The organism is Streptomyces sp. NPDC006510 (genome assembly GCF_040611955.1).
GTDB lineage: Bacteria > Actinomycetota > Actinomycetes > Streptomycetales > Streptomycetaceae > Streptomyces.
Genome location: NZ_JBEXPH010000036.1, coordinates 26,106 through 52,771, shown reverse-complemented (window position 1 = coordinate 52,771; position 26,666 = coordinate 26,106). Strand labels below are relative to the sequence as shown.

Here is a 26,666-nt window from a genome sequence, read left to right as displayed (position 1 = left end):
GCAGATCGTGCGTTACGCCGTCGATGACGAGGCGCACGGTCGTGGCGTCGGCGTCGGCGGCGGCGTCGGCGGGGGAGGCGGGCGCGGCGACGGCGGCCGATGCCGCAGACACGGCGATCGCGGGTGTGGTCACGGCGGCGGTTCCGGCAAGGAAGGTGCGGCGCTTCATGGGTACGCTCCGGCGTCGGCTCGATGGGGGCGGCGTGAGCACCGTATGGGCTCGGCCATAACGCGTCAACACCGTTGCAGCGCAAGTTTGTTGGGCGGTGGGTTAACGCGTTAAAGCCTGTTCGGAGGTGGTGTTCGTGACGCCGGTTCGTCTCTCGCCCTGCTCACCAGGGGAGACTCCCCTCCTTTGGTGGGTCGTTGTGTCCCGGAGAGGTTTCGACCCCGAAGTGCTTGACGCATGGATGACTCACGACGCGGGAGGTCCATGACGCATCATTTCTGCGGCGCTCGGATGCGTGTGACTTCTGCGGTGCTCAGCTGGGTGCACCGATGTGGCGGATTGCCGAATCAGCAAGAAAGCTTGCCAGGGGTTTGGCGGGTGGTGAGGCTGTCCCCATGACTCAGCACACCGATCACGGTCATCACCAGGACACCCCTCACAGCCACCACCACGGCGCGCCCCAGGGGCATCACCACGACACCGTCGACCTCGACTGGGACGTCATGGGGCCGATGCTGGAGCAGGAGGCCGAGGTCAGCCGGCCGCAGTACGAGGAGGTCGCCCGCTGGATCGCCGGGCTTCCCGAGGCACCGAAAGTGCGCAGGGTGCTCGACATCGGCAGCGGGCCGGGCGTGATCTCCTGTCTGCTCGCCGAGGTGTTCCCCGAGGCGGAGGTCGTCGCCGTCGACGGCACCCCGGCACTGCTGGAACGCACCCGCGCCCGCGCCGAACGGCTCGGCCTCGGCGACCGGGTCCGTACCCGGCAGGCCGACATCCCCGACGACCTCGACGGGCTCGGCGCCGCGGACCTCATCTGGGCGGGCAACGCCCTGCATCACATGGGTGACCAGCGCGCCGTCCTCGCCGGCTTCGCCGCACTGCTGCGCTCCGGCGGAACGGTCGCCCTGGCCGAGGGCGGTCTGCAGCCCCGCCGCCTCCCGCGCGACATCGGCATGGGACGGCCCGGTCTGGAGGCCAGGCTCGAAGCGGTCAACGCGGACCGGTTCGAGGACATGCGGGCAGCGCTGCCCGGCGCCAAGCGGGAGACCGAGGACTGGAACGCCCTGTTCACCGCGGTGGGGCTGGAACCGCAGGGCACCCGTGGCTTCCTGCTCGACCTTCCGGCACCGCTCCCCGACGGGGCCCGCGACCACGTCGTCGCCGAGTTCACCCGTCGCCGCGAGATGCTCGCGGACGGCCTCGCGGCCGAGGACATCGCCGTACTCGACCGGCTGCTCGACCCCGAGGACCCGGCCGGACTGCGTCGGCGTCCCGATGTCTTCCTGCTGTCGGTGCGTACCGTGCACCTGGGCCGACGGGACTGACGGGAGCCCCGGCGCGCATCCGGTCCACCCGCTCAGCCCTTGGGTTCCGAAACACAGTGGACCGGGCACGGGAGATGCACGCATGGGCGTATCCCTGAGCCGGCCGATCCCACCCCCTTCGTCGCGATCACCAAGGCTGTGATGGAAAGCCGCGTCCCCGGGGGTACACCGGTCCACGATGCACAGCCGCGTGGACCGGATGCGCGCGCTGCCGGACGCCGATCCCGACCCCGCCCGCGTACGCGCGAAGCCGCTGCCGGCGCTGTCGGCCTGACCCCTCGACGGATTGGAGTGGTACGGGGTGTCCGCGCGGGACATCTCGTCCACTGCGGTGGAGTGTCCGGCAGGCCCAGGATGGGGCCTGACGATCCCGGCGCATCGAGAGGAAGTCACATGCAGCACCGCAGCCACCCCGGTAGGCCCCACCGACGCATACCCGTACCCCGGATACGCGGATTCCGGACGGTGACCCGGTGAGCACCCCCGTTCCCGGCCCCCTGTCGGGGGTCGTGGTCGCCGACTTCGGACGGGTGCTGGCCGCTCCGTACGCCACGATGCTCCTCGCGGACCTCGGCGCCGACGTCATCAAGGTGGAACGTCCCGGCTCCGGCGACGACACCCGCGCCTGGGGCCCGCCCCGCGCCCACGGGGAGTCGACGTACTTCCTGTCCGTGAACCGCAACAAACGGTCCTTCGCCATCGATCTCGGCACGCCGGACGGGCGCCGCGACGCCCATGAACTGGTGCGCCGCGCCGATGTGCTCTTCGAGAACTTCCGCCCGGGCACGATGGACAAGTACGGACTCTCCTACGCGCAGGCCCAGGTGCTCAACCCCGGCATCGTCTACTGCTCGGTGACCGGATTCGGGGCCGGTGAAGGCGCCGCGCTGCCCGGCTACGACCTGCTGCTGCAAGCGGTCGGCGGGCTGATGAGCGTCACCGGGCCCGCACCGGGACAGCCCGTCAAGACGGGTGTGGCGCTGGTGGACGTGCTCACCGGCCTGCATGCCGCTGTGGGGGTCATGGCGGCGCTGCGCCACCGCGACGCGACCGGTGACGGCCAGCACGTCGAGGTCAATCTGCTGTCCTCGCTGCTGTCGAGCATGGTGAACCAGGCGGGTGGCTACACCCTGGCCGGTCAGGTGCCGGGCATCCTCGGCAACCGTCACCCGTCCATCGCCCCGTACGAGATCTACCGGGCGGCGGACCGGCCGCTGGTCGTCGCCGTCGGCAACGACCGGCAGTTCCGGGCCCTGTGCCGGGGCCTGGACGCCGAGGAACTGGCCACCGACCCCCGGTTCGCTTCGAACGCGGACCGGGTCGCTCACGTCGATGTGCTGGCCGAGGAGATCTCCACGCGGCTCGCCCCGCGCACCGCAGCCGAGTGGTTCGCCCTGCTCACCCCGCTCGGGGTGCCCTGCGGTCCGGTCAACGACCTCGCGGGCGCCTTCGACCTCGCCGAACGCCTGGGCCTGTCCCCGCGGGTCGCACCGGCCGACGCGGGCCCCGGCGACCCCATGCGCCTGGTGGCCAACCCCATCGGGCTGTCCCGCACCCCGCCGCGGTACGAACGGCGGCCGCCGCGCCTCGGCGAGCACACCGAGGAGCTCAGGCGCTGGCTGGACGGCTGACCGTCCGCCGAACCGCTCCTTCCAGCCCATCCGGCGCGAGTCGGCCAACACGGCGCCGCCGTGGAACGAGCTGCGGGACCCGCGGCGGCGAAGTGCGGACGGGGCCGTGGACGCCCGGCGTCCACGGCCCCGTCCGCTGCCCGGACCGTGTCAAGAACGGACGCGCTGCCGCCAGGGTGAGTGGGCATCAGAAAGTCCCCTGGACAGGCTAATGGCGGATCAACTCGCCTACGAATAACGGCAATTGATACCCTGCCTAATTATATGAAAATAGCATATGGCGTACTTTATGTACCTCGATCGGAGCGCAGGGGGCGATCCTCGATATGTCTGAAATGACAGGTATGGGGATGGTCGGTACGTTCATCCACGGGTCGACTGCTCAGCCGACCTCTCTGAGACAGGAGAAGCGAAATGATTACCCGTTCCACCATCGTTACGGCCGCCGTCGCGGCCGCTGCGGCCCTGGCCGCCACCGGCATCACCTACGCCTCGGCCGCCACCTCCGAGCCGGTCCAGGCAGCTCAGGCCGTCGAGCAGGCCGCTCCCGCTCCCGGTTCGGCTCTCGGCGGCGGCGACGTCGGCAAGGGCAACGAGGGCAAGGGCAACGAGGGCAAGGACAACGAGCGTGGCGGCTACGGCGGGGGCCGTGACCACTACGAGGGCCGCATCCACATCAACGAGCGGACGTACTCCGACGAGCGGGGCGGCTGCGTGACCGTGGTCAGCGGTCTCGGCTCCAAGAGTCTCAACATCCGCAACGACAGCCGCCGGACCGTCGAGGTCTTCCGCGGGGCCACCTGCGACAACGGCGCCCCCATCGCCACCGTCGGACCGCACAGCTCCAGCGACGGGGTGCACCCGGGCCACGTCCACGGCGGCGTGTGGGTCAAGAACGGAGTGGTGGGCAGCTTCCGGGTGATCGAGCACCACTACGACGAAGGCCGTGACCGCGGTGGTCGAGACTGGTGACCGAGTCACTCGGTTGACGTAGGACCCCGGCCCGCCGCAATCGGGCCGGGGTTCCAGTCAGGGTATCCGGCCGGAGCGGCCGGTCGGATACCCGCACCTGAACGACGAGTGACAAAATCAAACACCTGCCAGGCCATGTTAAGCCGGACGGTGAGGCACTGCCAGCCGACCGGAACAGCCGTGCCGCACACGGCCACCGGGCTCCGGTTCCTTTCCGGTTCCGGGATTCGGCTTCCGGGATTCGTTCTCGGCCCGCGGCCCTCGGTGGGGCCCGGCGACCGGGCGGCAGAACGTGGCGCCGGCGCGGCAGACGCCGCCCATGTCCCGGCCGCCAGGGGGGCCGACGGGCCGTCTTGGCCCAGGGGGAGTGACGGCCCGGGCGGCACGCCCCGAGGGGCCACCCGAATTCCGGTCCGCACGCATCCCCGCATCCGCACGCATCTGCGTGCCGGACTGTATCCGGCCTATGCCCCGGGGGTGTCCCGCACCGGCTCCAACTGCCACCACTGGCTGGGGGAGTCGGTGTCCTCCCACTGCTGGACCCGTCCGCAGTCCGCCGTGCTGCCGTCGGCCACTTCGAGGACGAGCCCGCTGATGAAGCTGACCAGGGTCACCACCCCCGGCGCTTCCAGGTGCTGCTCGATCAGCCATTCCTGGGCGCCGTAGTTGTTGGCCCGCCACTGCTGGATCACGGCGCCGTTCTCGGTGGAGGCGTTGGCGACGTCCAGACGCTTTCCGCTGTGGGCATTGACCAGGTAGTAGAGCGCGGCGCCCTCGTGCACGGGCGACAACTGCCACTGCTGGGCCGCCGAACCGCTCTCCTCGCCCTGCTGGACCGGGGCGCCGCCGCCCTTGGCGGAGCCGTACACCTCCAGCAGCAGCCCACTGGCCACATTGCGCAGCCGGTAGCGGCCCGCTGCCACGACGGGCGCGGTGTCCCCGCTCATGTTCCGGTCCTTCCTGCCCGAGGGCTGTCCCGTAGCGGACCGCCGCCCGGCTCGGCAGCCGGGCGGCGGTCTGTGTCGTGTGTTTCGGAGATACGGCGCTACGGATCAGGCGCCGAGGTTGAACTCGCCGGGGTTCGGGCCGAGGCGCTTGCCCTCGTCGAGCGCGGCGAACGCGGCCAGGTCGTCGGCGTCCAGCTCGAAGCCGAACACATCGAGGTTCTCCACGATCCGGGACGGTGTCACGGACTTCGGGATCACCACATTGCCGGTCTGGATGTGCCAGCGAAGCACCACCTGTGCGGGGGTGCGGCCGTGCTTCTGTGCGATCGCGACGACCGTCGGGACCTCCAGGAGGCCCTTGCCCTGGCCCAGCGGCGACCAGGCCTCGGTCGCGATGCCGTGCTTGGTGTGGAAGGCGCGCGAATCGGCCTGCTGGAGCTGCGGGTGGAGCTCGATCTGGTTGATCACCGGGACCACGGAGGTCTCGCCGAGCAGGCGCTCCAGGTGCTCGGGGAGGAAGTTCGAGACACCGATGGCCTTCGCGCGGCCGTCGGAGTAGATCTGCTCGAAGGCCCTGTACGTGTCGATGTACGCGTCCTTGGCCGGCACCGGCCAGTGGATCAGGTACAGATCGACGTAGTCCAGACCCAGTTTGTCGAGCGAGGCGTCGAAGGCGCGCAGGGTCGCGTCGTGGCCCTGCTCGGTGTTCCACAGCTTCGTGGTGACGAACAGATCTTCGCGGGCGACACCTGAGGCCGCGATCGCCCGGCCGGTGCCCCGCTCGTTCTCGTAGATCGCGGCGGTGTCGATGCTCCGGTACCCGGACTCGATGGCGGTGGCGACCGCCTTCGCGGCCTCGTCGTCCGGCACCTGCCAGACACCGAAACCGAGCTGCGGCATCTCGACGCCATTGTTGAGAGTGATGGAGGGGACCTGGCTCACGAGCGGTCGATCCTTACGTCGTCGGTTGGTACTCGCATGGTCAACGATCACCGGCCGCCATGCATTCCCCTGCCGCCCGACGTTCCATGGCTCCTCACCCGACCCGCCCGGGGGCGGCACAGGCCCGCCGGGTTGTCGCCGCGACCCCGCCCGTGATCGCTCCGGCCCCATCCGTCCGGGCCATTGATCGCGTCCCGTCAGCACGCGACCCTGGAGCACGTTCCTGAATGCTGGACACTCTTGTGAACGTGCAACGCCGAGTTCCCGAACGAACGACTCCGAGCGAGGTCGAAGTGACGAACCCTTCCAGGCGGGCGCCGCTCCGGCGGGGCAGCCGCACATCCTCGCCGAGGGCGACAACTTCCGGTTCAACATGCACACCGTCGACCGGGACACCTCCTCGGGACCGCTTCAGGACATCCATCTCCTGCTCACCCGCATGCGCGGCTACCAACTGGTCTGAGTAGCGGGAGGGGCGGCACGCCCTCGCCAGGCCGGGCGGCGGGGTGTGACTCGCTCCGAAGGGCTGCCCGCACTCGTCCAACCCGACTGTCCCGCCCGAGATTTGGGCCCGCGCGGGGCATTGACAGAAGGCTCCGCAGGGAATCCTATGCAGTGTCGGTTAGGAACCTTTCCTAACACCGAACTCGGAAGGGATCATCCGTGCACCCTGGCGCACCCCCACGCCGCTTGGTGGCTGTCCTCACAGGTCTCAGCTGTCTGCTCCTTCCCCTGCTGGGTCACCTCCCGAAGTCCTACGCCGCCACCCACGCGTACGAGGCCGAGAACGCGGCCCTGTCCCGGGCCGCCGTGGCGACGAACCACACCGGCTACACCGGCACCGGCTTCGTCGACTACACCAACATCGCCGGCGGCTACATCGAGTGGTCCGTCGACGCCGCCACCGCGGGCTCCGCCACGCTCGACCTGCGCTACGCCAACGGCACCACCACCAACCGCCCGCTGGACATCAGTGTGAACGGTACGGTCGCCGCCTCCGGCGTCGCCTTCGGCGGGACCGGGTCCTGGGACACCTGGGCGACGAAGACCATCAACGCACAGCTCGTCGCCGGGACCAACACCGTCCGGGCCACCGCGACCACGGCGAACGGCGGCCCCAACCTCGACTACCTCAACACCGGGATTCCCGCCGCCGGCGGTCCCGCGGTGCCCTTCGGCAGCCATGAATTCCCTTACGCGGCAGGGACGCTGAAGCCGTCGGGCTCGCAGTCGGCACTCGACCAGGCCGTGATCAAGACGTACAACGCCTGGAAGTCCGCGTTCGTCAGGAAGAACTGCGGCAACGGCTGGTACGAGGTCATCTCGCCCGACGCCGACCATCCCTACGTCGCCGAGGCCCAGGGCTACGGGATGGTCGTCACCGCGACGATGGCGGGGGCCGACCCGGAGGCGAGGACCGTCTTCGACGGCATGGTCAAGTACATGCTCGCGCACCCCTCGGTGAACAACGCCAACCTCCTCGCCGCCGAGCAGGACGCCTCCTGCAAGAGCGTCGACGGCTCCGACTCGGCGACCGACGGGGACCTCGACGTCGCCTACGGGCTGCTCCTCGCCGACAAGCAGTGGGGCTCCACCGGCACGTACAACTACAAGGACCTCGCGGTCAAACACATCAACGCCATCAAGAAGAGCGAGGTCAACCCGACCACGCACCTGATGCTGTTCGGCGACTGGTCGGACTCGGGCGAGTCCCACTACTGGATGACCCGCTCCTCGGACTGGATGATCGACCACTTCCGCGCCTTCAGGACAGCCACCGGTGACAGCACCTGGGACACCGTGCGCACGGCGCACCAGAACCTGATCACCTCCCAGCAGTCCAAGTACGCCTCCGGGACGGGACTGTTGGCGGACTTCGTCGTCAACACCAACACCACGGCCAAGCCCGCCCCGGGCGAGGTGCTGGAAAGCCCCAACGACGGCGACTACTCCTGGAACGCCTGCCGTGACCCGTGGCGCATCGGCGCCGACGCCGTCACCAGCGGGGACAGCGCCTCGCTCACCGCGGCCCGCAAGCTCAACTCCTGGATCAAGACCAAGACGGGCGGGGACCCGGACAAGATCGCCAGTGGCTACCACCTGAACGGTTCGGTGTTCGACAGCGGCAACGACATGGCGTTCACCGCCCCGTTCGTCGTGACCGCGCTGACCGACTCCGGTTCCCAGGCCTGGCTCGACGCACTCTGGAACAAGCTCGCCACCACGTCGATCGACCCGCAGCTCTACTACGGCGGGAGCGTCCAGCTCCAGTCGATGATCGTCGCATCCGGTAACTACTGGGTTCCCTGAGGAGGTTCGGATGCAGGTCGGAACGCTCACCACGGCACGCAGCAGAGTGGCGGCCCTCACGGCCGTGCTGCTCTGTACCGCCCTGGTACAGGCCGTCCCGCAGTCGGCCTCCGCGGCCGCCACCCGGTACGAGGCGGAGTCCGCGACGATCGTCAAGGGCGCCGCCGAGTCCAACCACTCCGGCTACTCGGGCACCGGATTCGTCAACGGTGACAATGTCGTCGGCAGCTATGTGGAGTTCACGGTCACCGCGGCCTCCGCCGGCACCGGGAAGATCGCCATCCGGTACTCCAACGGCACGGCGGACGCCCGGCCCGCCGATGTAGCCGTGGACGGCACGGTCGTCTCGGCCGCCCGCGCCTTCAACGCCACCACCGACTGGAACACCTGGGCCACCTCCACCCTGACCACGCCGGTCAAGGCGGGCGGCAACAAGATCCGGCTGACGTCCACGACGGCCAACGGGCTGCCCAATCTCGACTACCTCGACGTCACGGTCACCTCCTCGGACACCGAGGCCCCCACCGCACCCACGGCGCCCAGCTGCTCGGAGATCACCGAGAACAGCCTCACGCTCAACTGGGGCGCCGCCACGGACAACGTGGGTGTCGTCGCGTACGACATCTACGAACACGGCAACAAGTTCGGCGAGGCGCCGGGCACCGCCACCACGAAGAGCCTGACCGGGCTCGCCCCCGACACCACGTACAACCTCACACTGTTCGCGCGTGACGCGGCCGGCAATGTGTCAGCGGTCAGCCCGATCGTGGACTGCACCACCCTGCGCAGTTCCGACACCACCGCACCCTCGGCACCCGGCACCCTGTCCGCCTCGGGCCTCACCGCCAACAGCGCCGTCCTGAACTGGGGCGCGTCCACGGACGACAAGGCCGTCACCGGCTACGAGGTGCGCAGCGGCAGCACCGTCTACAAGACCGTGACCGGCACCCCGCCCGCCACCACGACCACACTCACCGGGCTCGCCTGCGCCAGCCCGTACACCCTGGACGTCGTCGCCAAGGACGCGGCGGGCAACGCCTCACCACCGAGCAACACGGTCACCTTCACCACCCCGGACTGCGCCACCGACGGCGGTGTGCCGTCCGGCATCGCCACCGTCTCCAGCGGCTGGTCCATCCCCTGGGGCACCTACTGGATGCCCGACGGCAAGACCGCGCTGGTGACCGAACGGGACAGCTTCAAGGTCCTCAAGGCCACCCCCGACGGCACCCGGACCCAGGTCGGGACCGTACCCAACGCCGTCACGACCGACGGCGAGGGCGGTCTGCTCGGCGTCGCCGTCGACCCGAAGTGGTCCACCAACCACTACGTGTACTTCATGCACACCGCGTCCGAGGGCAACCGCGTCGCCCGTATGACCTACGACGGCAGCTCGCTCAGCGGGTACACGGTCCTGCTCCAGGGGATCAAGAAGAGCAGGTACCACAACGGCGGACGGCTTGCCTTCGGCCCCGACGGCTACTTGTACGCGTCGACCGGCGAGGCGCAGACCCCCGACCTCGCCCAGGACAAGAACTCGCTGAACGGCAAGATCCTGCGGATGACGACGGACGGCAAGGCCGCCCCCGGCAACCCGTTCGGCAACTACGTCTACAGCTACGGTCACCGCAACCCGCAGGGTCTCGCCTTCGACCGCAACGGCCGTCTGTGGGAAGCGGAGTTCGGCGACAGCAAGAAGGACGAGCTCAACCTCATCAAGCCGGGCAGGAACTACGGCTGGCCCGTCTGCGAGGGCACCTGCACCACCGACGGGATGACCAATCCGAAGAAGACCTGGAACATCTCCGAGGCCTCGCCCAGCGGGATCGCCATCGTCCGCAATGTCATCTACATGGCCGCCCTGAAGGGCGAACGGCTGTGGCGGGTGCCCATCACCGGTGACACCGAGAACCTCGGCACACCGAGTGCGTACTACGTCGGTACGTACGGCAGGCTGCGCACGGTCACCAAGGTGCCCGGCCAGGACCAGCTCTGGCTCTCCACCACCAACTGCGACAACAAGGGGAACGAACCCGACGGCTCGGACAAGCTGTTCCGGGTCTCGATCACCTAGGGACTCTCGTCCGGATCGGGCCGCGGCCGCGGTACCGTTTCGCCCGCCCCGTGGGCTGTACCGCTGGAGCACCCCGGTGCCTCAGCGGTACAGCGCGTCGACCTCCGCCGCGTACGCCGTCTCGATCGCCCTGCGCTTCAGCTTCAGCGACGGGGTGAGCAGACCGTGCTCCTCGCTGAAGGGATGCGCCAGGATCCGGAACGTACGGATCGACTCGGCCTGCGAGACCGCCGTGTTGGCGGCCACCACCGCCCGCCGGACCTCCATCTCCAGGTTCGGGTCGCGCACCAGTTCCTCCGGCTTCAGCGGATCCCGCCCCTGCATGGCGAGCCAGTGGTCCACCGACTCGTGGTCGACCGTGACCAGGGCCGCGACGTAGGGCCGGTCGTTGCCGACCACGATGCACTGCGCGACCAGCGGATGCGCCCGCACCCGCTCCTCCAGACCGGTCGGCGACACACTCTTGCCGCCCGACGTCACCAGGATCTCCTTCTTCCGCCCGGTGATCGTCAGATAGCCGTCCTCGTCGAGCGAACCGAGATCCCCGGTGGCCAGCCAGCCCTCGCGCAGCACTGCTTCGGTGGCCTTCGGGTCGCCGAGATAGCCCTCGAACACATTGCTCCCGTGCAACCACACCTCGCCGTCCTCGGCGATGTGCACGGTCGTACCCGGGATCGGCAGCCCGACCGTGCCGTACCTGGTGCGTTCCGGCGGATTGGCCGTGGCCGCTGCGGTCGACTCGGTCAGCCCGTAGCCCTCGTACACGGTGATGCCCGCGCCCTCGAAGAACAGCCCGAGCCGCCGCTCCATCCCCGAACCGCCGGACATGGCGTGCCGGATCCGGCCGCCCATCGCGTCGCGCACCTTCTTGTACACGACCTTGTCGAAGAACTGGTGCTGCATGCGCAGCCCGGCGGACGGCCCGGGACCGGTCCCGAACGCCCGCGCCTCCAGCGCCTCGGCGTACTTCACCGCGATGTCCGCGGCCTTGTCGAACGGCCCGATCCGGCCCTCCGCCTCGGCCTTGCGCCGGGCGCCGGCGAAGACCTTCTCGAAGATGTACGGAACCGCCACGATGAACGTCGGCCGGAACGACGCCAGGTCCGGCATCAGCGCCCTGGCCGACAGCTCCGGCTGGTGGCCCAGCTTCACCCGGCCGCGGAGCGCCGCGATTTCGACCATCCGGCCGAAGACATGGGCCAGCGGCAGGAAGAGCAGGGTCCCCGCCTCGTCACCCGGCTTGGAGTGGAAGACCGACCTCCAGCGGGCGACCATGGTGTCCGTCTCGAACATGAAATTGGCGTGCGTGAGCACACAGCCCTTGGGGCGTCCCGTCGTCCCCGAGGTGTAGATGACGGTGGCGGCGGACTCGGGCGTCACCGCGCGGCGGTGGCGGTGCACCACCTCGTCCTCGACGTCCGCCCCCGCGTCGACCAGCTCGGCCACCGCGCCGGCGTCCAGCTGCCAGAGCCGCTTGAGTCCGGGCAGCCGGTCGATCACCGAGGCGATCGTCATCGCGTGGTCCTCGTGCTCGACCATGACGGCGGACACCTCGGCGTCGTGCAGCATCCACAGCACCTGCTCGGCCGAGGACGTCGGATAGACGGGTACGGACTGGGCGCCGACCGTCCACAGCGCGAGGCCGAAGAGCGTCCACTCGTAGCGCGTACGCGACATCAGGGCCACCCGGTCGCCGAATCTGACGCCGTGCGCGATCAGTCCCTTGGCCAGCGCCAGCACCTCGTCGCGGAAGGCCGCAGCAGTGACATCCCGCCATTGCCCGCTCGCGTCCTTCCGACCGAGCGCGACCCGGTGCGGGTCCTCTTCTGCATGGTCGAACACCACATCGGCCAGGCCGCCCACGAGGGGCGCGGCCGCCATGGGTGGGACAGTGAACTCGCGCAATGACCTGCTCCTTGTGGCGCTCCGCACAGCGCCGTGACGCTACCCCACCGGGCGGCGCGGCGGGAGGGGCCCGTACCGGCGGACAACGTGGCATATGCACAGGTCAGCCGCCGAAATCCGGCCAGATGGGCAAGGCTCGGGCGTGGCCTGGACCGTACGGTAAGCGGCAGCCTCCGGAATCTCCACCGAATCTGTACGCCGCTACCACTCCCGTTCCGGGCTCATACGCGGGGATCCACCCGCAATTGCCCGGATCGGACGGGGCGAGTCCGTGACCGCCACTGGCCATGCTTCCCTTGCGCGCAGGCGGTCATGCGCCGTCCCGGCCGTTGATCGAGCCCATCGTGCCGACGCCGCGGATCAGCCGGTCACCGCCCGCCAGGATCGCCGCCGCCAGGGCATCCGCGGCCTCGTGCGCCCCGTCGCGACGCCGGCCGTGCGACAGCACGAAGTCCACCCCGCCCAGCTCCGGCAGACCCGCCCTGGCCGGCACCGGCGCCAGGCCCGGCGGGATCAGCCCCCGGCTGTGGGCCATCACGCCCAGCCCCGCATGGGCCGCCGCGATCAGCGCGCTCAGGCTGGTGCTGGTGCAGGCGACCCGCCAGGACCGGCCGTGCTCCTCCAGGACCTCCAGGGCGCGGGCCCGGGTGATGCCCGGCGGCGGAAAGAGGATCAGCGGAACCGGACGGTCCGGGTCGATCCGCAGCTGCGGTGCGCCGATCCAGGTCAGCGCGTCCTGCCAGACCAGCTCGCCGTGGGTGTCACCGGCGCGCCGCTTGGCGAGCACCAGATCGAGCCGGCCGGCCGCGAGGCGCTGATGCAGCGTCCCGGAGAGCTCCACCGTCAGTTCCAGCTCGACCTCCGGGTGGTCGCGGCGGAACGACTCCAGGATCTCCGGCAGCCGGGTCAGCACGAAGTCCTCGGAGGCCCCGAACCGCAGCCGCCCGCGCAGCCGGGTGCCGGTGAAGAAGGCCGCCGCCCGCTCATGGGCCGCGAGTATCGTCCGGGCGAAGCCGAGCATCGCCTCGCCGTCCACGGTGAGATCGACCCGGTGCGTGTCCCGGGTGAACAGCTGCCGCCCCGCAGCATCCTCCAGACGCCGCACATGCTGGCTCACCGTGGACTGCCGCACCCCCAGCCGGCGGGCGGCCTGGGTGAAACTCAGCGTCTGGGCGACGGCGAGAAAGGTACGGAGCTGAGCCGGGTCGTACATGTGGACCAGGCTATCGCAAACCGTGATGACAGTGAGAAGGGTGTGCGGGATTCCCGATCGCCCCGATCGGGAGCAGCATGGAGTGGGCACGACCAGACCCAAGAGAACATGTGGAGCACATGAGCCGCCGCACCCTGAAGCTGCCGTCCTGGCTGCCGCTCGACCCGTACATCCTGGCGCTGATCGGCACCGTCGTGCTCGCCGCGATACTGCCCGCGTCGGGGACCGCCGCAGAGGTGGCGGGCGGTGCCTCGACCGGAGCGGTCGCCCTCCTCTTCTTCCTGTACGGCGCCCGGCTCTCCACCGCCGAGGCACTGGACGGGCTCAAGCACTGGCGGCTCCATCTCACCGTGCTGATCTGCACCTTCGTTGCGTTCCCGCTGCTCGGGCTGGCGGGCAGAGGGCTGGTTCCGTACGTCCTTACACCGCAGCTCTACAGCGGTTTCCTCTTCCTCTGCCTCGTCCCGTCGACCATCCAGTCCTCGATCGCCTTCACCTCGATCGCCCGCGGCAACGTGCCCGCGGCGATCTGCGCGGGCTCCTTCTCCTCGATCGCCGGGATCTTCCTCACCCCGCTGCTCGCGGCCGCCCTGCTCGGCAACAGCGGCGGCGGATTCTCGGCGGACGCGCTGCTGAGGATCGGGGCCCAGCTGCTGCTGCCGTTCGTCGCCGGGCAACTGCTGCGCCGCTGGATCGGTGGCTTCATCACCCGCCACAAGAAGGTCCTCGGCTATGTCGACCGCGGCTCGATCCTGCTCGTCGTCTACACGGCCTTCAGTGAGGGCATGGTCGCGGGCATCTGGCACCAGGTCACCCCGGCCCGGCTCGGGGCGCTGCTCGGCGCCGAAGTGCTGCTGCTCGCGCTGATGCTGGCGCTGACCTGGTACGGGGCGAAGCGGCTCGGCTTCGACCGGGACGACCGGATCGCCATCCAGTTCGCCGGTTCGAAGAAGAGTCTGGCCTCGGGGCTGCCGATGGCGAGCGTGCTGTTCGGGGCGCAGGCGTCCCTCGCCGTACTGCCGCTGATGCTCTTCCACCAGATGCAGCTGATGGTGTGCGCGGTGCTCGCCAAGCGCCGCTCGCGCGATCCGCGGGAAGAGGACGTGGCGAACGGCGCGGTGCCGCGTGAGCCCGCGGTCGCGAGCTGACGGCGCGACCCGCCCGGGGACACTCCGCCGGGCGGGCCGGTCGCCCGACAGGCTCTCAGTCCCGGCCGGCCGTGGCGTCCAGGGCGATGCGGTGCTCGCCCGCGTACACGTTCATCGACGGACCCCGCAGAAAGCCGACCAGGGTCAGTCCGGTCCCGGCCGCCAGATCGACGGCGAGGGACGACGGAGCCGAGACCGCCGCGAGCATCGGGATCCCGGCCATCACCGCCTTCTGGGCCAGCTCGAACGAGGCCCGCCCCGACACCAGCAGAATCGCCCGGGACAGCGGCAGCCGATGGTCGGTCAGGGCCCGGCCGACCAGCTTGTCGACCGCGTTGTGCCGGCCGACGTCCTCCCTGATGTCGAGCAGTTCGCCCGTCTCGGAGAACAGCGCCGCCGCGTGCAGCCCCCCGGTCCGGTCGAAGACCCGCTGCGCGGCGCGCAGCCGGTCGGGGAGGGCGGAGAGCAGCGCGGGCTCGACCCGGACGGGGGGAGCGTCGGCGACCGGGTGCCGGGTCGTGGTGCGCACCGCGTCCAGACTCGCCTTGCCGCACAGCCCGCAGGACGAGGTGGTGTACACATTGCGTTCGAGCGTGATGTCGGGGACCGCGACACCGGGGGCGAGCTTCACGTCGACCACGTTGTACGTGTTGACGCCGTCCGCCGTCGCTCCGGTGCAGTAGACGATCGACTGCACCTCGGAACCCTCCCCGATGACGCCCTCGCTCACCAGGAATCCCGCCGCCAGCGCGAAGTCGTCACCCGGTGTGCGCATCGTGATGGCGAGCGGCCTGCCGTTCAGCCGGATCTCCAGGGGCTCCTCGGCGACGAGCGTGTCGGGGCGGGTGGAGACGGCTCCGTCCCGGATGCGGATGGTGCGGCGACGCTCGGTGACCCGTCCCATGGCGGTTGAACCCGATTCTGTACGTGGTGGAAGAGGAGAGCTGGTCTCCGGGGTTTCTCATTGTCCGGCATGGAGCTTGTCCGGCATGGAGCGCACCGGGCGACGAGCGGGAGAACATGTCACGTCGACAGAATATTGTCCGCAATGTGCTTTCCGGGGCGTCAAGGCTGTTGCCAAGCCTCCAACCTCCGGGTGATATTCCTGTGGGAACACGTGCCCCTGTACCCGGCAGTAGCGACCAAGACTGGATGGTTCCTGCCATACGTAGCGAGGGGACCCCGTACATGACCGGCTCACGTGTCGTGGCGCTCGGCCACTATCAGCCCGCCAAGGTGCTCACCAACGACGATCTGGCGGCCATGGTCGATACCAGCGACGAGTGGATCACCAGTCGCGTCGGCATCAGGACCCGTCACATCGGGGGCCCGGACGAGCCGGTGGACGAGATGGCCGCGCACGCGGGGGCCAAGGCGCTGGCCGCGGCGGGGCTGCGACCGGCCGAGGTCGACATGGTCCTGGTCGCCACCTCGACCGCGATCGACCGCTCGCCGAGCATGTCGGCGCGCGTCGCCGCCCGGCTCGGGATGGGCTCGCCCGCGGTGATGGACATCAACGTGGTCTGCTCCGGCTTCACCCACACCCTCGCCACCGCCGACCACGCCATCCGGGCCGGGGCCGCCGAGCGCGTCCTGGTCATCGGTGCCGACAAGATGGCGGACATCGCCGATTGGACCGACCGCAGCACCTGCGTCCTGCTCGGCGACGGAGCCGGCGCGGCGGTCGTCGTCGCGGACCCGGACGAGAGCGGCCGGCCCGGGATCGGTCCCGTTCTGTGGGGTTCGGTGCCGGAGATGGGGAAGGCGGTGCGGATCGAGGGGACGCCGCCGCGCTTCGCGCAGGAAGGGCAGTCCGTCTACCGCTGGGCCACCACACAGCTGCCGCCCATCGCCCGCAAGGTGTGCGAGAAGGCCGGTGTTGCGCCCGAGGATCTTGGGGCGGTGGTGCTCCACCAGGCCAATCTGAGGATCATCGAGCCGGTCGCCAGGAAGATCGGCGCGGTCAACGCGGTCATCGCCAGGGATGTCGTGGATTCCGGCAATACGTCCGCGGCCTCGATCCCGATGGCCTTGTCCAAGCTGGTGGAACGCGGCGAGGTGCACAGCGGTGCGCCGGTTCTGCTCTTTGGTTTCGGCGGGAATCTCTCGTACGCGGGTCAGGTGATCCGCTGTCCCTGAGGGACGTTGTGCTCGGTAGACTGTAGACGATAAGCAATGGGTGCTCGTCGGCTGGAGGGGGACCGCGATGTTGTCCACAGGACTGCCGCAAGGGGCTGTGCCGAAGCTGGAACGGCCCGGTCCGCTGCGCGAACGCGTCTATGAGGCGCTGCTCGAACTCATCACGACGCGTGCGCTCCGTCCCGGCCAGCACCTGGTCGAGAGCGAGCTGGCAGGCCATCTCGGGGTGTCCCGTCAGCCGGTGCGCGAGGCGCTGCAGCGGCTGAACACCGAGGGCTGGGTCGACCTCCGGCCCGCCCAGGGCGCGTTCGTGCACGAGCCCACGGAGGAGGAGGCGGACCAGTTGCTCTCGGTCCGCACCCTTCTGGAGGCGGAGGCCGCGCGTCTTGCCGCGGCCAATTCCCCCGCCACCGGCATCGCCGCCCTGGAGGAGCTCTGCGCCAAGGGCGAGCAGGCCGTCGCCGACGACGACGTGGACCTGGCGGTCGCCACCAACGCGGCCTTCCACGCCAAGGTCATGGAGCTGGCGGGCAATGTCGTCCTCGCCGAGCTCGCGGGCCAGGTGGACCGCAGGGTCCGCTGGTACTACACCCCGGTGGCCCGGCAGCGCGGCACCCAGTCCTGGATCGAGCACCGCTCACTCATCGCGGCGATCTCCTCGCGCGACGAACAGCGGGCCACGGAGATCATGCGGGCACACACGGAACACACCCGCGAGACGTACCACCAGCGCGACGAGAGCTAGGGTCCGGCGGAGTCCTGGGGCGGTACCGCGGGGCCATCCCCGCGGGTGCGCCGGACAGCAGGCAGACTTGCTGCCGTGACGATACTGAGCAAAGGCGCCAACGTGCCGGTCGCGGCCTCCGCGGTCAGGGCCGTACTCGACTGGGCGGCAGGGTCCGGAGTGCCGGACGTGGATGCTTCCGCTCTGCTGCTGAACGGCGGCGGACGGGTGCGCTCCGATGACGACTTCGTCTTCTACAACCAGCCGCGGCACGCCTCGGGCGCCGTGAACCACCTCGGCAAACGGCCCGGCAGCGACTCGCTGGACGTCCATCTGGGTGCGCTGGGGCCGGACATCGAACGCGTCGCACTCTGCGCGTCCGCCGACGGCGGCACGTTCGGTCAGGTGCCGGGGCTGTGTCTGCGGCTGCTCGACGCGGCGTCCGGTGCCGAGCTGGCACGCTTCGACATCGCGGCCGGGACGGAGACCGCCCTGGTCGGCGGTGAGCTCTACCGGCGGGACGGTGGCTGGAAGTTCCGCGCGGTCGGCCAGGGCTATGCGAGCGGGCTGGCGGGACTGGCGACCGACTTCGGGATCAGCGTCGACGAGGAACCGCCCGCGCCCGGGGCCGGCCCGCCGCCCGTGACGACTCCGGCCCCCGCACCGTCGTACCCGCCCGCGTCGGCTCCGTCGTTCCCTACCGCACCGGCATCGTCATACCCTCCCTCACCCGCACCGTCCCTCCCGCCCGCGCCGCCTTCGCCGGAGCCGGCCGGAGGCGGGCCCCGTCCCCGGCTCACCAAGGGCGAGGAGAAGCTGCCCGTGGACATGCGCAAGCGCCTGTCGCTGCGCAAGCAACAGGTCCTGGTCAGCCTGAGCAAGCACGGCGTACCGGAGTTGCGCGCACGCGTCGTCCTCGTACTCGACGCGTCGGGTTCGATGGGCGGCCTCTACCGGCGGGGCACAGTGGTGGGTGTCGCCGAGCGGATGGTGGCCGTCGCGGCGCAGCTCGACGACGACGGCGAGATGCAGGCGTGGACATTCGCCACCAACCCGGCCCGGCTGCCCGACCTCGCCGTGGGCGATCTCCCCGAGTGGCTCGGGCTGCACGTACGCGTGGGCCAGAGCTTTGGCTTCGGTCGCAGGAAGCCGCCCAAGGGACTGCTCCCCGGCCAGATCGACATGCGTACGGTCGGCATCCAGAACGAGGAACAGAAGGTCATCGCCGAGGTGCGGGCCTTCGTGCGTGCTCACCCGGTGCCCGACCCGACGCTGGTCCTGTTCTTCTCGGACGGTGGTGTGCACCGCAACAGGGAGATCGAGCAGGAGTTGCGGGCGGCCGCCGAGGAGCCGGTGTTCTGGCAGTTCGTCGGACTCGGCAGTTCTCAGTACGGCGTGCTGGAACGATTCGACACCATGCCGGGCCGCCGGGTCGACAACGTCGGCTTCTTCGCGGTGGACGACATCGAGAGGATCTCCGACCAGGAGCTGTACGACAGGGTCCTGTCGGAGTTCCCGTCCTGGCTGTGGGCCGCCCGGCAGGCCGGAATCCTGCGCTGAGACAGCCGGCTCCCGCCGCCCGGTCCGTGTCGCCGGCACGGACCGGCGCCCCGGACCGCGACGGCGACCGACCGGCTTTGTCCTCGGTGTGGAGAAAGTTGTAGTGGATTCCTGCGCAACTTCTTCCCACTCCCGGCAACCGCTGCTACGTTCCCCTCGAAAGCCCGACGTACAGGCCGATGTGGCGGGGAGGGGCGCGTGAGACGTATGACGGCACGACCCGCGAATGCGCATCAGGCGCGACTGCTGCGGCTGTTGCGCGACGGCGGGCCCAACTCACGGGCACAGCTGGGGGATCAGGTCGATCTCTCCCGCTCCAAGCTCGCCGTCGAGGTCGACAGACTGCTGGAGACCGGGCTCGTCGTGGCCGACGGCCTCGCCGCATCCCGCGGCGGGCGCCGCTCGCACAACATCCGGCTCGCACCGCAACTGCGCTTCCTCGGCGTCGACATCGGTGCCACATCCGTCGATGTGGCCGTCACCAACGCCGAGTTGGAGGTCCTGGGCCACCTCAACCACCCGATGGACGTACGCGAGGGTCCCGTCGCGATCTTCGAGCAGGTGCTGTCCATGGCGGCCAAGCTCCGGGCCTCGGGGCTCGCCGAGGGTTTCGACGGAGCGGGCATCGGCGTACCCGGACCGGTCCGCTTCCCCGAAGGCGTACCGGTCGCGCCGCCGATCATGCCCGGCTGGGACGGCTTCCCGGTCCGCGAGGCGCTCAGCCAGGAACTGGGCTGCCCCGTCATGGTCGACAACGATGTGAACCTGATGGCGATGGGGGAGCAGCACGCGGGCGTGGCGCGCTCCGTGGGCGACTTCCTCTGCGTCAAGATCGGCACCGGAATCGGCTGCGGCATCGTCGTCGGAGGCGACGTCCACCGCGGTACGACGGGCAGCGCCGGAGACATCGGCCATATCCAGGTGGAACCCGAGGGGCGGGCCTGCGCCTGCGGCAACCGGGGCTGCCTGGAGGCCCATTTCAGTGGTGCCGCGCTCGCCCGCGACGCCGAGGACGCGGCACGCACCGGGCGGTCGGCGGAGCTCGCCGGCCGGCTCGAAGCCGCCGGGAAACTCACCGCCGCCGATGTGGCGGCCGCCGCGGCCGCCGGTGATGCCACCTCGCTCGACCTGATCCGTGAAGGCGGCAACCGGGTCGGCCAGGTCATCGCGGGACTCGTCAGCTTCTTCAACCCCGGACTGGTGGTGATCGGCGGCGGTGTGACCGGCCTCGGCCACACGCTCCTCGCCAGCGTCCGGACCCAGGTCTACCGGCAGTCGCTGCCGCTGGCCACCGGCAATCTCCCCATTGTGCTGGGCGAGTTGGGACCGGCCGCCGGAGTGATCGGCGCCGCCCGGCTCATCAGCGACCACCTCTTCTCACCGGCCTGACCCCGGGCCGGCAGCACACGGGCGCACCCCGGAAACACCGGGAGCCCGCAACACCCGCACCACCGCACCTGGTACAGCCCTGCCCGCTCACCGGCCTTCCCCAAGCTCTCGGCTGCGTTCGAGCAGGGGAGACCCCATTCGCCGAGGGGATCGTCATGGCACCAGAACCACCCCTGCTCACCATGTCCGGCATCACCAAGTCGTTCCCCGGAGTGCGCGCCCTCGACGGCGTGGACCTGGAGGTCCAGGCCGGCGAAGTCCACTGTCTCCTCGGACAGAACGGCGCCGGCAAGTCCACCCTCATCAAGGTGCTCGCCGGGGCCCACCAGCCCGACGGCGGCGAGATCACCTGGCGCGGCGAACCGGTCGCGCTGAAGTCGCCCATCGCCGCCATGCGGCTGGGCATCGCCACCATCTATCAGGAACTCGACCTGGTCGAGGGGCTGTCGGTCGCCGAGAACGTCTTCCTCGGCCATGAACCCACCACCGCCCGCTTCGTCGTCCGCACCCGGGAGGGCCGCACGGCCGCCGCCGCACTGCTGAAGCGACTCGGCCACCCGGAGATCGACCCGGCCCGCCCGGTCGGCGACCTGTCCGCCGCCCAGCAGCAGATCGTCTCCATGGCGCGGGCGCTCTCGCACGACGTACGGCTCATCGTCATGGACGAGCCGTCCGCCGCACTCGACCCGGACGAGGTCGACAACCTCTTCCGTATCGTCGCCTCCCTCACCGCGGACGGCGTCGCCGTCGTCTACATCTCGCACCGTCTGGAGGAGATCCGCCGGATCGGTGACCGGGTGACCGTGCTCAAGGACGGCCGCGCCGTGGCCGTAGGACTGCCCGCCGAGTCCACGCCGACACGCGACATCGTTGCCATGATGACCGGTCGCGATGTCGAGTACGTCTTCCCGCCACGTACCACGGACCGTGCTGGAACGACCGCGGCGGAGCCCGTCCTGAAGGTCGAGGGGCTGACCAGGAAGGGTGAATTCGCCCCCGTGGACCTGGAGTTGAGGCCCGGCGAGATCGTGGGCCTGGCCGGACTCGTCGGTTCGGGGCGCTCCGAGATCCTGGAGACCGTCTACGGCGCCCGCAGGCCGAGCGCCGGACGGGTGGCCGTGGCCGGCCGGCCGCTGAGGCCCGGCAGCGTCCGCGCGGCCGTCGCCGCCGGAATCGGCCTCGCCCCCGAGGAACGCAAGGCGCAGGCCCTGCTGATGCTCGAATCGGTCACCCGCAATGTCTCCGTCTCCTCGATGTCCCGTTTCTCCAGGGCGGGTTGGCTCGACCGCGGGGCCGAACGCCGGGCGGCCCGCGAGGCCACCCGCGAACTCTCGCTGCGCCCCGACAACCCGGACACCCCCGTCCGCACGCTCTCCGGCGGCAATCAGCAGAAGGCGGTCCTGGCCCGCTGGCTGCTGCGTGGCTGCCGGGTGCTGCTGCTCGACGAACCGACCCGCGGTGTCGACGTCGGCGCCCGCGCCGAGCTGTACGCCGTGATCCGCCGGCTGGCCGACGAAGGCCTCGCCGTCCTGCTCGTCTCCAGCGAGGTGCCCGAAGTGCTGGGCCTCGCCGACCGGGTGCTGGTGCTCCGCGAGGGCCGCGTCGTGCACACGGCGGACGCCCGGGAGCTCGACGAGCACCGCGTACTCGACCTTGTGATGGAAGGGAGCCCGACGTCATGACGCAGCCCGTCTCCTCGGCGCAGCAGGGCGGGCCGGACAAGGGGGCCGTGGCCCCGCTCTCCGGCCCCCGGAAGAAGGACGGACCCGCGCGCACCTCCGGCCTGCGCGTGGACGTCCGTAACCTCTCGCTCCTCGGCGTCCTCGCGGTACTGATCGCCGTCGGCGGATTCACCGAGCCCGAGGCGTTCCTGGACACCGGGAACCTTCAGCTGATCCTGACCCAGTCGTCCGTCATCGGTGTCGTCACCGTCGGGATGACCTTCGTCATCACCAGCGGCGGCATCGATCTGTCGGTCGGTGCGATGGTCGCGCTCGCCTCCGTCTGGGCGACCACGGTCGCCACCCAGGAGTACGGCTTCGCCGGGATCCTGTTCACCGCGGTGGTCGTCGGACTCGGCGCCGGGCTGGTGAACGGGCTGCTGATCGCGTACGGGCGGATGGTGCCGTTCATCGCGACGCTGGCGATGCTCGCCTCGGCCCGTGGGCTGGCCCTCCAGATCACCGACGGCAAGACCCAGATCGTCACCGTCAAGTCGGTCCTCGACCTGGGCCTGCCCGACTCCTACGTCCTCGGCATCCCGCCGCTGGTCATGGTGTTCGCGGGGGTCACCGTCATCGGCTGGCTGGTGCTGAACCGTACGACGTTCGGACGGCGCACGGTCGCGGTCGGCGGCAACGCGGAAGCCGCCAGGCTGGCCGGCATCGACGTACGGCGCCAGCGGCTCCTTCTCTATCTGCTCTCCGGGCTGTGCTGCGGCATCGCCGCCTTCATGCTGATCATCCTGTCCGGCTCGGGGCAGAACACCAACGGCAATCTGTACGAACTCGACGCCATCGCGGCCGCGATCATCGGCGGCACCCTGCTCAGCGGTGGGCGCGGCACCATCGTCGGCTCCGTACTCGGTGTCCTGGTCTTCACCACCATCACCAACATCTTCGCGCTCAACAATCTCCAGAGCGACGTCCAGCAGATCGCCAAGGGCGCGATCATCGTCGCCGCCGTCCTGGTCCAGCGCCGCACCTCGGCGCACGGCGAGACCTGACGCTCCACCCCGCCCGTCCCGCCCACCACCCCGTTCGCCCCATGTGACATGTCACGCACCGGATGAAGGGTTTGACAGCCATGCCAGAAACCAGCCGCAGACGACTGCTCCTCGGCACCGCCGCCGTCTCCGCGGGCGCCCTGCTCACCGCCTGCACCAGCAACGACCCCAAGACCGAGGACACCGCCAAGAACACCGGTCCCGCCGCCGACGACAAGCCCGGCAAGCCGGTCACCATCGGCTTCGCGGGCCCGCAGGCCGACCACGGCTGGCTCAACGCCATCAACGAGAACGCCAAGTCACGGGCGGCCAAGTACTCCGAGGTGACACTGGAGACCACCGAGGGCTCCAATGACACCGCCGCCCAGATCGGCCAGGTCAAGACCCTCATCAACAAGAAGGTCGACGTCCTCGTCATCCTCCCGGCCGACGGCAAGGCGCTCACCCAGGTCGGCCTGGAAGCCATGCGGGCGGGTATCCCCGTCATCAACCTGGACCGGATCTTCGCCTCCCCGCAGGCCTACCGCTGCTGGGTCGGCGGCGACAACTACGGCATGGGCCTCAACGCCGGTACGTACATCGGCGAGCAGCTCAAGGGCAAGGCGGGCGCCAAGGTCGTCGAGCTGGCGGGCATCGACAATCTGGAGCTCACCAAGCAGCGCAGCCAGGGCTTCTCCGACGCGCTGAAGAACTACTCCAACATCGAGCTGGTGGGCCGTCAGGCCGCCGACTTCACCGTCGAGTCGGGCCAGGCGAAGATGGCCCAGCTCCTCCAGGCGCAGAAGAGGATCGACGCCGTGTGGAACCACGACGACGACCAGGGCGTGGGCGCGCTGCGCGCCATCCAGCAGGCGGGCCGTGACGAGTTCCTGATGGTCGGCGGCGCCGGGGCCAAGTCCGCGATGGACGCCATCAAGGCCGACAACAGCGTCCTGAAGGCCACCGTGCTCTACCCGCCGACGATGGCCGCGTCCGCCATCGACCTGGCCCGCGCGCTGGCCCAGGGCAAGGGCGTCGGCGGCCTGGCCGAACTGGAGATCCCGACCAGCCTCACCCTCTACTCGGCCGTGGTCACCAAGGAGAACGTCGACCAGTACCTGCCGACGGGCTTCAGCTGATCCACCCCGCAGGAGGGTGCTGACCCTCCTGCCGCACCCATCGAACGACCGACGAGGAGGAAGCCCCGATGGCCCGTAGGGAAGAGACGGATCAGGAGGCCGCAGCGCCGCCGACGCACCGGCCGACGGCGAGTGTGCCGGTGCTCGGAGTCGGCATGGTCGGATACGCGTTCATGGGCGCCGCCCACTCACAGGGCTGGCGCACCGCGGGACACGTCTTCGACCTGCCGATGAAACCGGCTCTCGCCGCGATCTGCGGACGCGACCGGGCGGCGGTCGACGCGGCGGCCGCCCGCCACGGCTGGGCGGCGGCCGAGACCGACTGGCGTGCCCTCATCGCCCGGGACGATGTGCAACTCGTCGACATCTGTACCCCGGGCGACAGCCATGCCGAGATCGCCATCGCCGCCCTGGAGGCGGGCAAGCACGTGCTGTGCGAGAAGCCGCTCGCCAACACGGTCGCCGAGGCCGAGGCGATGACCGAGGCCGCGGAGCGCGCGGCGGCCCGCGGCCAGGTCGCGATGGTGGGCTTCAACTACCGCCGGGTGCCCGCGATCGCGTACGCCCGGCACCTGATCGCCGAGGGACGGCTCGGCACCCTGCGACATGTCCGCGCCGCCTACCTCCAGGACTGGCTCGTCGACCCCGAATCACCGCTCACCTGGCGGCTGGAACGGGAACGCGCCGGCTCGGGCGCGCTCGGCGACCTGGGCGCGCACATCGTCGACCTGGCCCAGTATCTGGCGGGGGAGCCGCTGGTCGGGGTGTCGGCGGTCAGCGAGACGTTCGTACGCGAACGGCCCCGGCTCGCTGGCCCGTCGGCCGGGCTCTCCGGAGCGGCGGGCACGGGTGCGCGAGGAGCGGTGACGGTCGACGACGCGGCCCTGTTCACCGGCCGGCTGGCCTCCGGGGCGCTGGCCTCGTTCGAGGCGACCCGGATGGCGGCCGGGCGGAAGAACGCACTGCGGCTGGAGATCAACGGGGAGCGCGGCTCGCTCGCCTTCGACCTGGAACGGCTCAACGAACTGTCCTTCCACGACCACACCGAACCCGCCGCCACGGCAGGGTTCCGGCGCATCCTCGTCACCGAACCCCAACACCCCTACCTGGAGGCGTGGTGGCCGCCGGGCCACGCCCTCGGCTACGAGCACACCTTCGTCCACCAGGCCCGCGACCTGGTACGCGCGATCGCCGAAGGGACCGCCCCCGCACCGTCGTTCGCCGACGGACTACAGGTGCAGCGGGTGCTCGCAGCGGTCGAGGAGAGCGCCGAGAAGAACTCCGTACACACTCCCGTGGTTCTCTAGGAGGTCCCGTCCATGCCCCGTCCCTTCACACTCTTCACCGGCCAGTGGGCCGACCTGCCGCTGGAGGAGGTCTGCCGGCATGCCCGGGACTTCGGTTACGACGGGCTCGAACTCGCCTGCTGGGGCGATCACTTCGAGGTCGACAAGGCGCTCGCCGACCCCGGCTATCTGGAAGGCCGGCGGCAGCTGCTCGACAAGTACGGGCTGAAGTGCTGGGCGATCTCCAACCACCTCGTCGGACAGGCCGTCTGCGACGACCCGATCGACGAGCGGCACCGGGGCATCCTGCCCGCGCGCATCTGGGGCGACGGTGAGCCCGAAGGAGTCCGCCGCCGGGCCGCCGAGGAGCTCAAGGACACCGCGCGTGCGGCCGCCGCCTTCGGGGTGCGTACCGTCATCGGCTTCACCGGCTCGTCGATCTGGCACCTGGTCGCGATGTTCCCGCCGGTTCCGCCGCACATGATCGAGCGGGGCTACGAGGACTTCGCCGAGCGCTGGAACCCGATCCTGGACGTCTTCGACGCGGAGGGCGTGCGGTTCGCCCATGAGGTGCACCCCAGCGAGATCGCGTACGACTACTGGACCACGCACCGCGCACTGGAGGCAGTCGGCCACCGGGCTGCGTTCGGGCTGAACTTCGACCCGAGCCACTTCGTCTGGCAGGACCTGGATCCGGTCGGCTTCCTGTACGACTTCCGGGACCGGATCTACCACGTGGACTGCAAGGAGGCACGCAAGCGCCTCGACGGCCGCAACGGCCGGCTCGGCTCGCATCTGCCCTGGGGCGATCCGCGGCGCGGCTGGGACTTCGTCTCGGCCGGACACGGCGACGTGCCCTGGGAGGACGTCTTCCGGATGCTCCGGTCCATCGGCTACGAGGGGCCGGTCTCCGTGGAGTGGGAGGACGCCGGGATGGACCGGCTGGCGGGTGCGCCGGAGGCGCTGGCCACGCTGAAGCGGTACGACTTCGATCCGCCGGCGGCGTCGTTCGACGCGGCGTTCGGGGGTGGCGACTGAAGGTCTCCCGCGGTGGCGGGTCCCCGGGCCTCCGGTCCGGGCAGGGGCGGG

Annotated in this window: 20 protein-coding genes; 15 read left to right on the top strand and 5 right to left on the bottom strand. The window is 70.1% G+C overall.

From position 1 onward, the window contains the following. The first annotated feature begins 564 nt into the window (after positions 1 to 564). From ABZY11_RS14445 to ABZY11_RS14435, 3 genes are all read left to right on the top strand, one after another. The gene (locus tag ABZY11_RS14445; protein ID WP_356479428.1) at positions 565 to 1,494 is read left to right on the top strand and encodes a class I SAM-dependent methyltransferase; all 930 of its coding nucleotides are present in this window, start codon (positions 565 to 567) and stop codon (positions 1,492 to 1,494) included. 473 nt (positions 1,495 to 1,967) lie between these two features. Continuing rightward, positions 1,968 to 3,125 carry a CoA transferase gene (locus ABZY11_RS14440; protein ID WP_356479427.1) on the top strand — a complete coding sequence of 386 codons (1,158 nt, stop codon included), beginning with the start codon at positions 1,968 to 1,970 and terminating at the stop codon, positions 3,123 to 3,125. 414 nt (positions 3,126 to 3,539) lie between these two features. Next, a complete protein-coding gene (locus ABZY11_RS14435) occupies positions 3,540 to 4,097 on the top strand; it encodes a hypothetical protein (RefSeq protein WP_356479426.1) in 558 nt (185 codons plus the stop codon). Positions 4,098 to 4,561: 464 nt separating this feature from the next. Here the strand turns inward: ABZY11_RS14435 and ABZY11_RS14430 are convergent, their stop codons facing one another. Together ABZY11_RS14430 and ABZY11_RS14425 are read right to left on the bottom strand one after the other, a co-directional pair. Then, positions 4,562 to 5,044, bottom strand: a complete 483-nt coding sequence (locus ABZY11_RS14430) for an RICIN domain-containing protein (RefSeq protein ID WP_356479425.1) — start codon at positions 5,042 to 5,044, stop codon at positions 4,562 to 4,564. Between the two features lie 105 nt (positions 5,045 to 5,149). Continuing rightward, positions 5,150 to 5,986: an aldo/keto reductase gene (locus tag ABZY11_RS14425; RefSeq protein WP_356479424.1), complete on the bottom strand. Its 837-nt coding sequence runs from the start codon at positions 5,984 to 5,986 to the stop codon at positions 5,150 to 5,152. Between the two features lie 693 nt (positions 5,987 to 6,679). Here ABZY11_RS14425 and ABZY11_RS14420 point away from each other — a divergent pair. Both ABZY11_RS14420 and ABZY11_RS14415 read left to right on the top strand, forming a co-directional pair. After that, the gene (locus tag ABZY11_RS14420; protein WP_356479431.1) at positions 6,680 to 8,296 is read left to right on the top strand and encodes a glycosyl hydrolase family 8; all 1,617 of its coding nucleotides are present in this window, start codon (positions 6,680 to 6,682) and stop codon (positions 8,294 to 8,296) included. 10 nt (positions 8,297 to 8,306) lie between these two features. After that, positions 8,307 to 10,370, top strand: a complete 2,064-nt coding sequence (locus ABZY11_RS14415; protein WP_356479423.1) for a PQQ-dependent sugar dehydrogenase — start codon at positions 8,307 to 8,309, stop codon at positions 10,368 to 10,370. Positions 10,371 to 10,451: 81 nt separating this feature from the next. Here ABZY11_RS14415 and ABZY11_RS14410 read toward each other — a convergent pair whose 3' ends face one another. Continuing rightward, positions 10,452 to 12,251, bottom strand: coding sequence for an AMP-dependent synthetase/ligase (locus ABZY11_RS14410; protein ID WP_356479430.1), 1,800 nt, complete (start codon positions 12,249 to 12,251; stop codon positions 10,452 to 10,454). Between the two features lie 334 nt (positions 12,252 to 12,585). Continuing rightward, entirely contained in the window at positions 12,586 to 13,497 is a 912-nt protein-coding gene (locus ABZY11_RS14405; RefSeq protein ID WP_356479429.1) for a LysR substrate-binding domain-containing protein, read from the bottom strand. A gap of 110 nt (positions 13,498 to 13,607) precedes the next feature. Between ABZY11_RS14405 and ABZY11_RS14400 the strand changes: the two genes are divergently transcribed. Continuing rightward, positions 13,608 to 14,636, top strand: coding sequence for a bile acid:sodium symporter family protein (locus ABZY11_RS14400; RefSeq protein WP_356479422.1), 1,029 nt, complete (start codon positions 13,608 to 13,610; stop codon positions 14,634 to 14,636). A gap of 55 nt (positions 14,637 to 14,691) precedes the next feature. Here ABZY11_RS14400 and fdhD read toward each other — a convergent pair whose 3' ends face one another. Further along, positions 14,692 to 15,540, bottom strand: coding sequence for a formate dehydrogenase accessory sulfurtransferase FdhD (gene fdhD / locus ABZY11_RS14395; RefSeq protein ID WP_356479421.1), 849 nt, complete (start codon positions 15,538 to 15,540; stop codon positions 14,692 to 14,694). A 284-nt stretch (positions 15,541 to 15,824) separates the two neighbouring features. Between fdhD and ABZY11_RS14390 the strand changes: the two genes are divergently transcribed. The 9 genes from ABZY11_RS14390 (at position 15,825) to ABZY11_RS14350 (ending at position 26,615) form a co-directional block, all read left to right on the top strand. Continuing rightward, the gene (locus tag ABZY11_RS14390; protein ID WP_356479420.1) at positions 15,825 to 16,775 is read left to right on the top strand and encodes a beta-ketoacyl-ACP synthase III; all 951 of its coding nucleotides are present in this window, start codon (positions 15,825 to 15,827) and stop codon (positions 16,773 to 16,775) included. Positions 16,776 to 16,842: 67 nt separating this feature from the next. After that, positions 16,843 to 17,520, top strand: a complete 678-nt coding sequence (locus ABZY11_RS14385) for a GntR family transcriptional regulator (RefSeq protein WP_356479419.1) — start codon at positions 16,843 to 16,845, stop codon at positions 17,518 to 17,520. Between the two features lie 75 nt (positions 17,521 to 17,595). Next, positions 17,596 to 19,059 carry a VWA domain-containing protein gene (locus ABZY11_RS14380; RefSeq protein ID WP_356479418.1) on the top strand — a complete coding sequence of 488 codons (1,464 nt, stop codon included), beginning with the start codon at positions 17,596 to 17,598 and terminating at the stop codon, positions 19,057 to 19,059. A gap of 207 nt (positions 19,060 to 19,266) precedes the next feature. Beyond that, complete coding sequence (locus ABZY11_RS14375; RefSeq protein WP_356086781.1) at positions 19,267 to 20,448, top strand: ROK family transcriptional regulator; 1,182 nt, start codon at positions 19,267 to 19,269, stop codon at positions 20,446 to 20,448. 155 nt (positions 20,449 to 20,603) lie between these two features. Further along, positions 20,604 to 22,130, top strand: a complete 1,527-nt coding sequence (locus ABZY11_RS14370) for a sugar ABC transporter ATP-binding protein (RefSeq protein ID WP_356479417.1) — start codon at positions 20,604 to 20,606, stop codon at positions 22,128 to 22,130. Next, positions 22,127 to 23,173: an ABC transporter permease gene (locus ABZY11_RS14365; RefSeq protein WP_356479416.1), complete on the top strand. Its 1,047-nt coding sequence runs from the start codon at positions 22,127 to 22,129 to the stop codon at positions 23,171 to 23,173. Before ABZY11_RS14370 ends, ABZY11_RS14365 begins: the two co-directional genes overlap by 4 nt. Before the next feature lie 80 nt (positions 23,174 to 23,253). Beyond that, positions 23,254 to 24,291 (top strand): substrate-binding domain-containing protein, encoded by a 1,038-nt coding sequence (locus ABZY11_RS14360; RefSeq protein ID WP_356479415.1) that lies wholly within the window; start codon positions 23,254 to 23,256, stop codon positions 24,289 to 24,291. 68 nt (positions 24,292 to 24,359) lie between these two features. After that, on the top strand, positions 24,360 to 25,598 hold the full coding sequence (locus tag ABZY11_RS14355) for a Gfo/Idh/MocA family oxidoreductase (protein ID WP_356479414.1): 1,239 nt from the start codon (positions 24,360 to 24,362) through the stop codon (positions 25,596 to 25,598). A gap of 12 nt (positions 25,599 to 25,610) precedes the next feature. Then, on the top strand, positions 25,611 to 26,615 hold the full coding sequence (locus ABZY11_RS14350) for a sugar phosphate isomerase/epimerase family protein (protein ID WP_356479413.1): 1,005 nt from the start codon (positions 25,611 to 25,613) through the stop codon (positions 26,613 to 26,615). Positions 26,616 to 26,666: the final 51 nt, after the last annotated feature.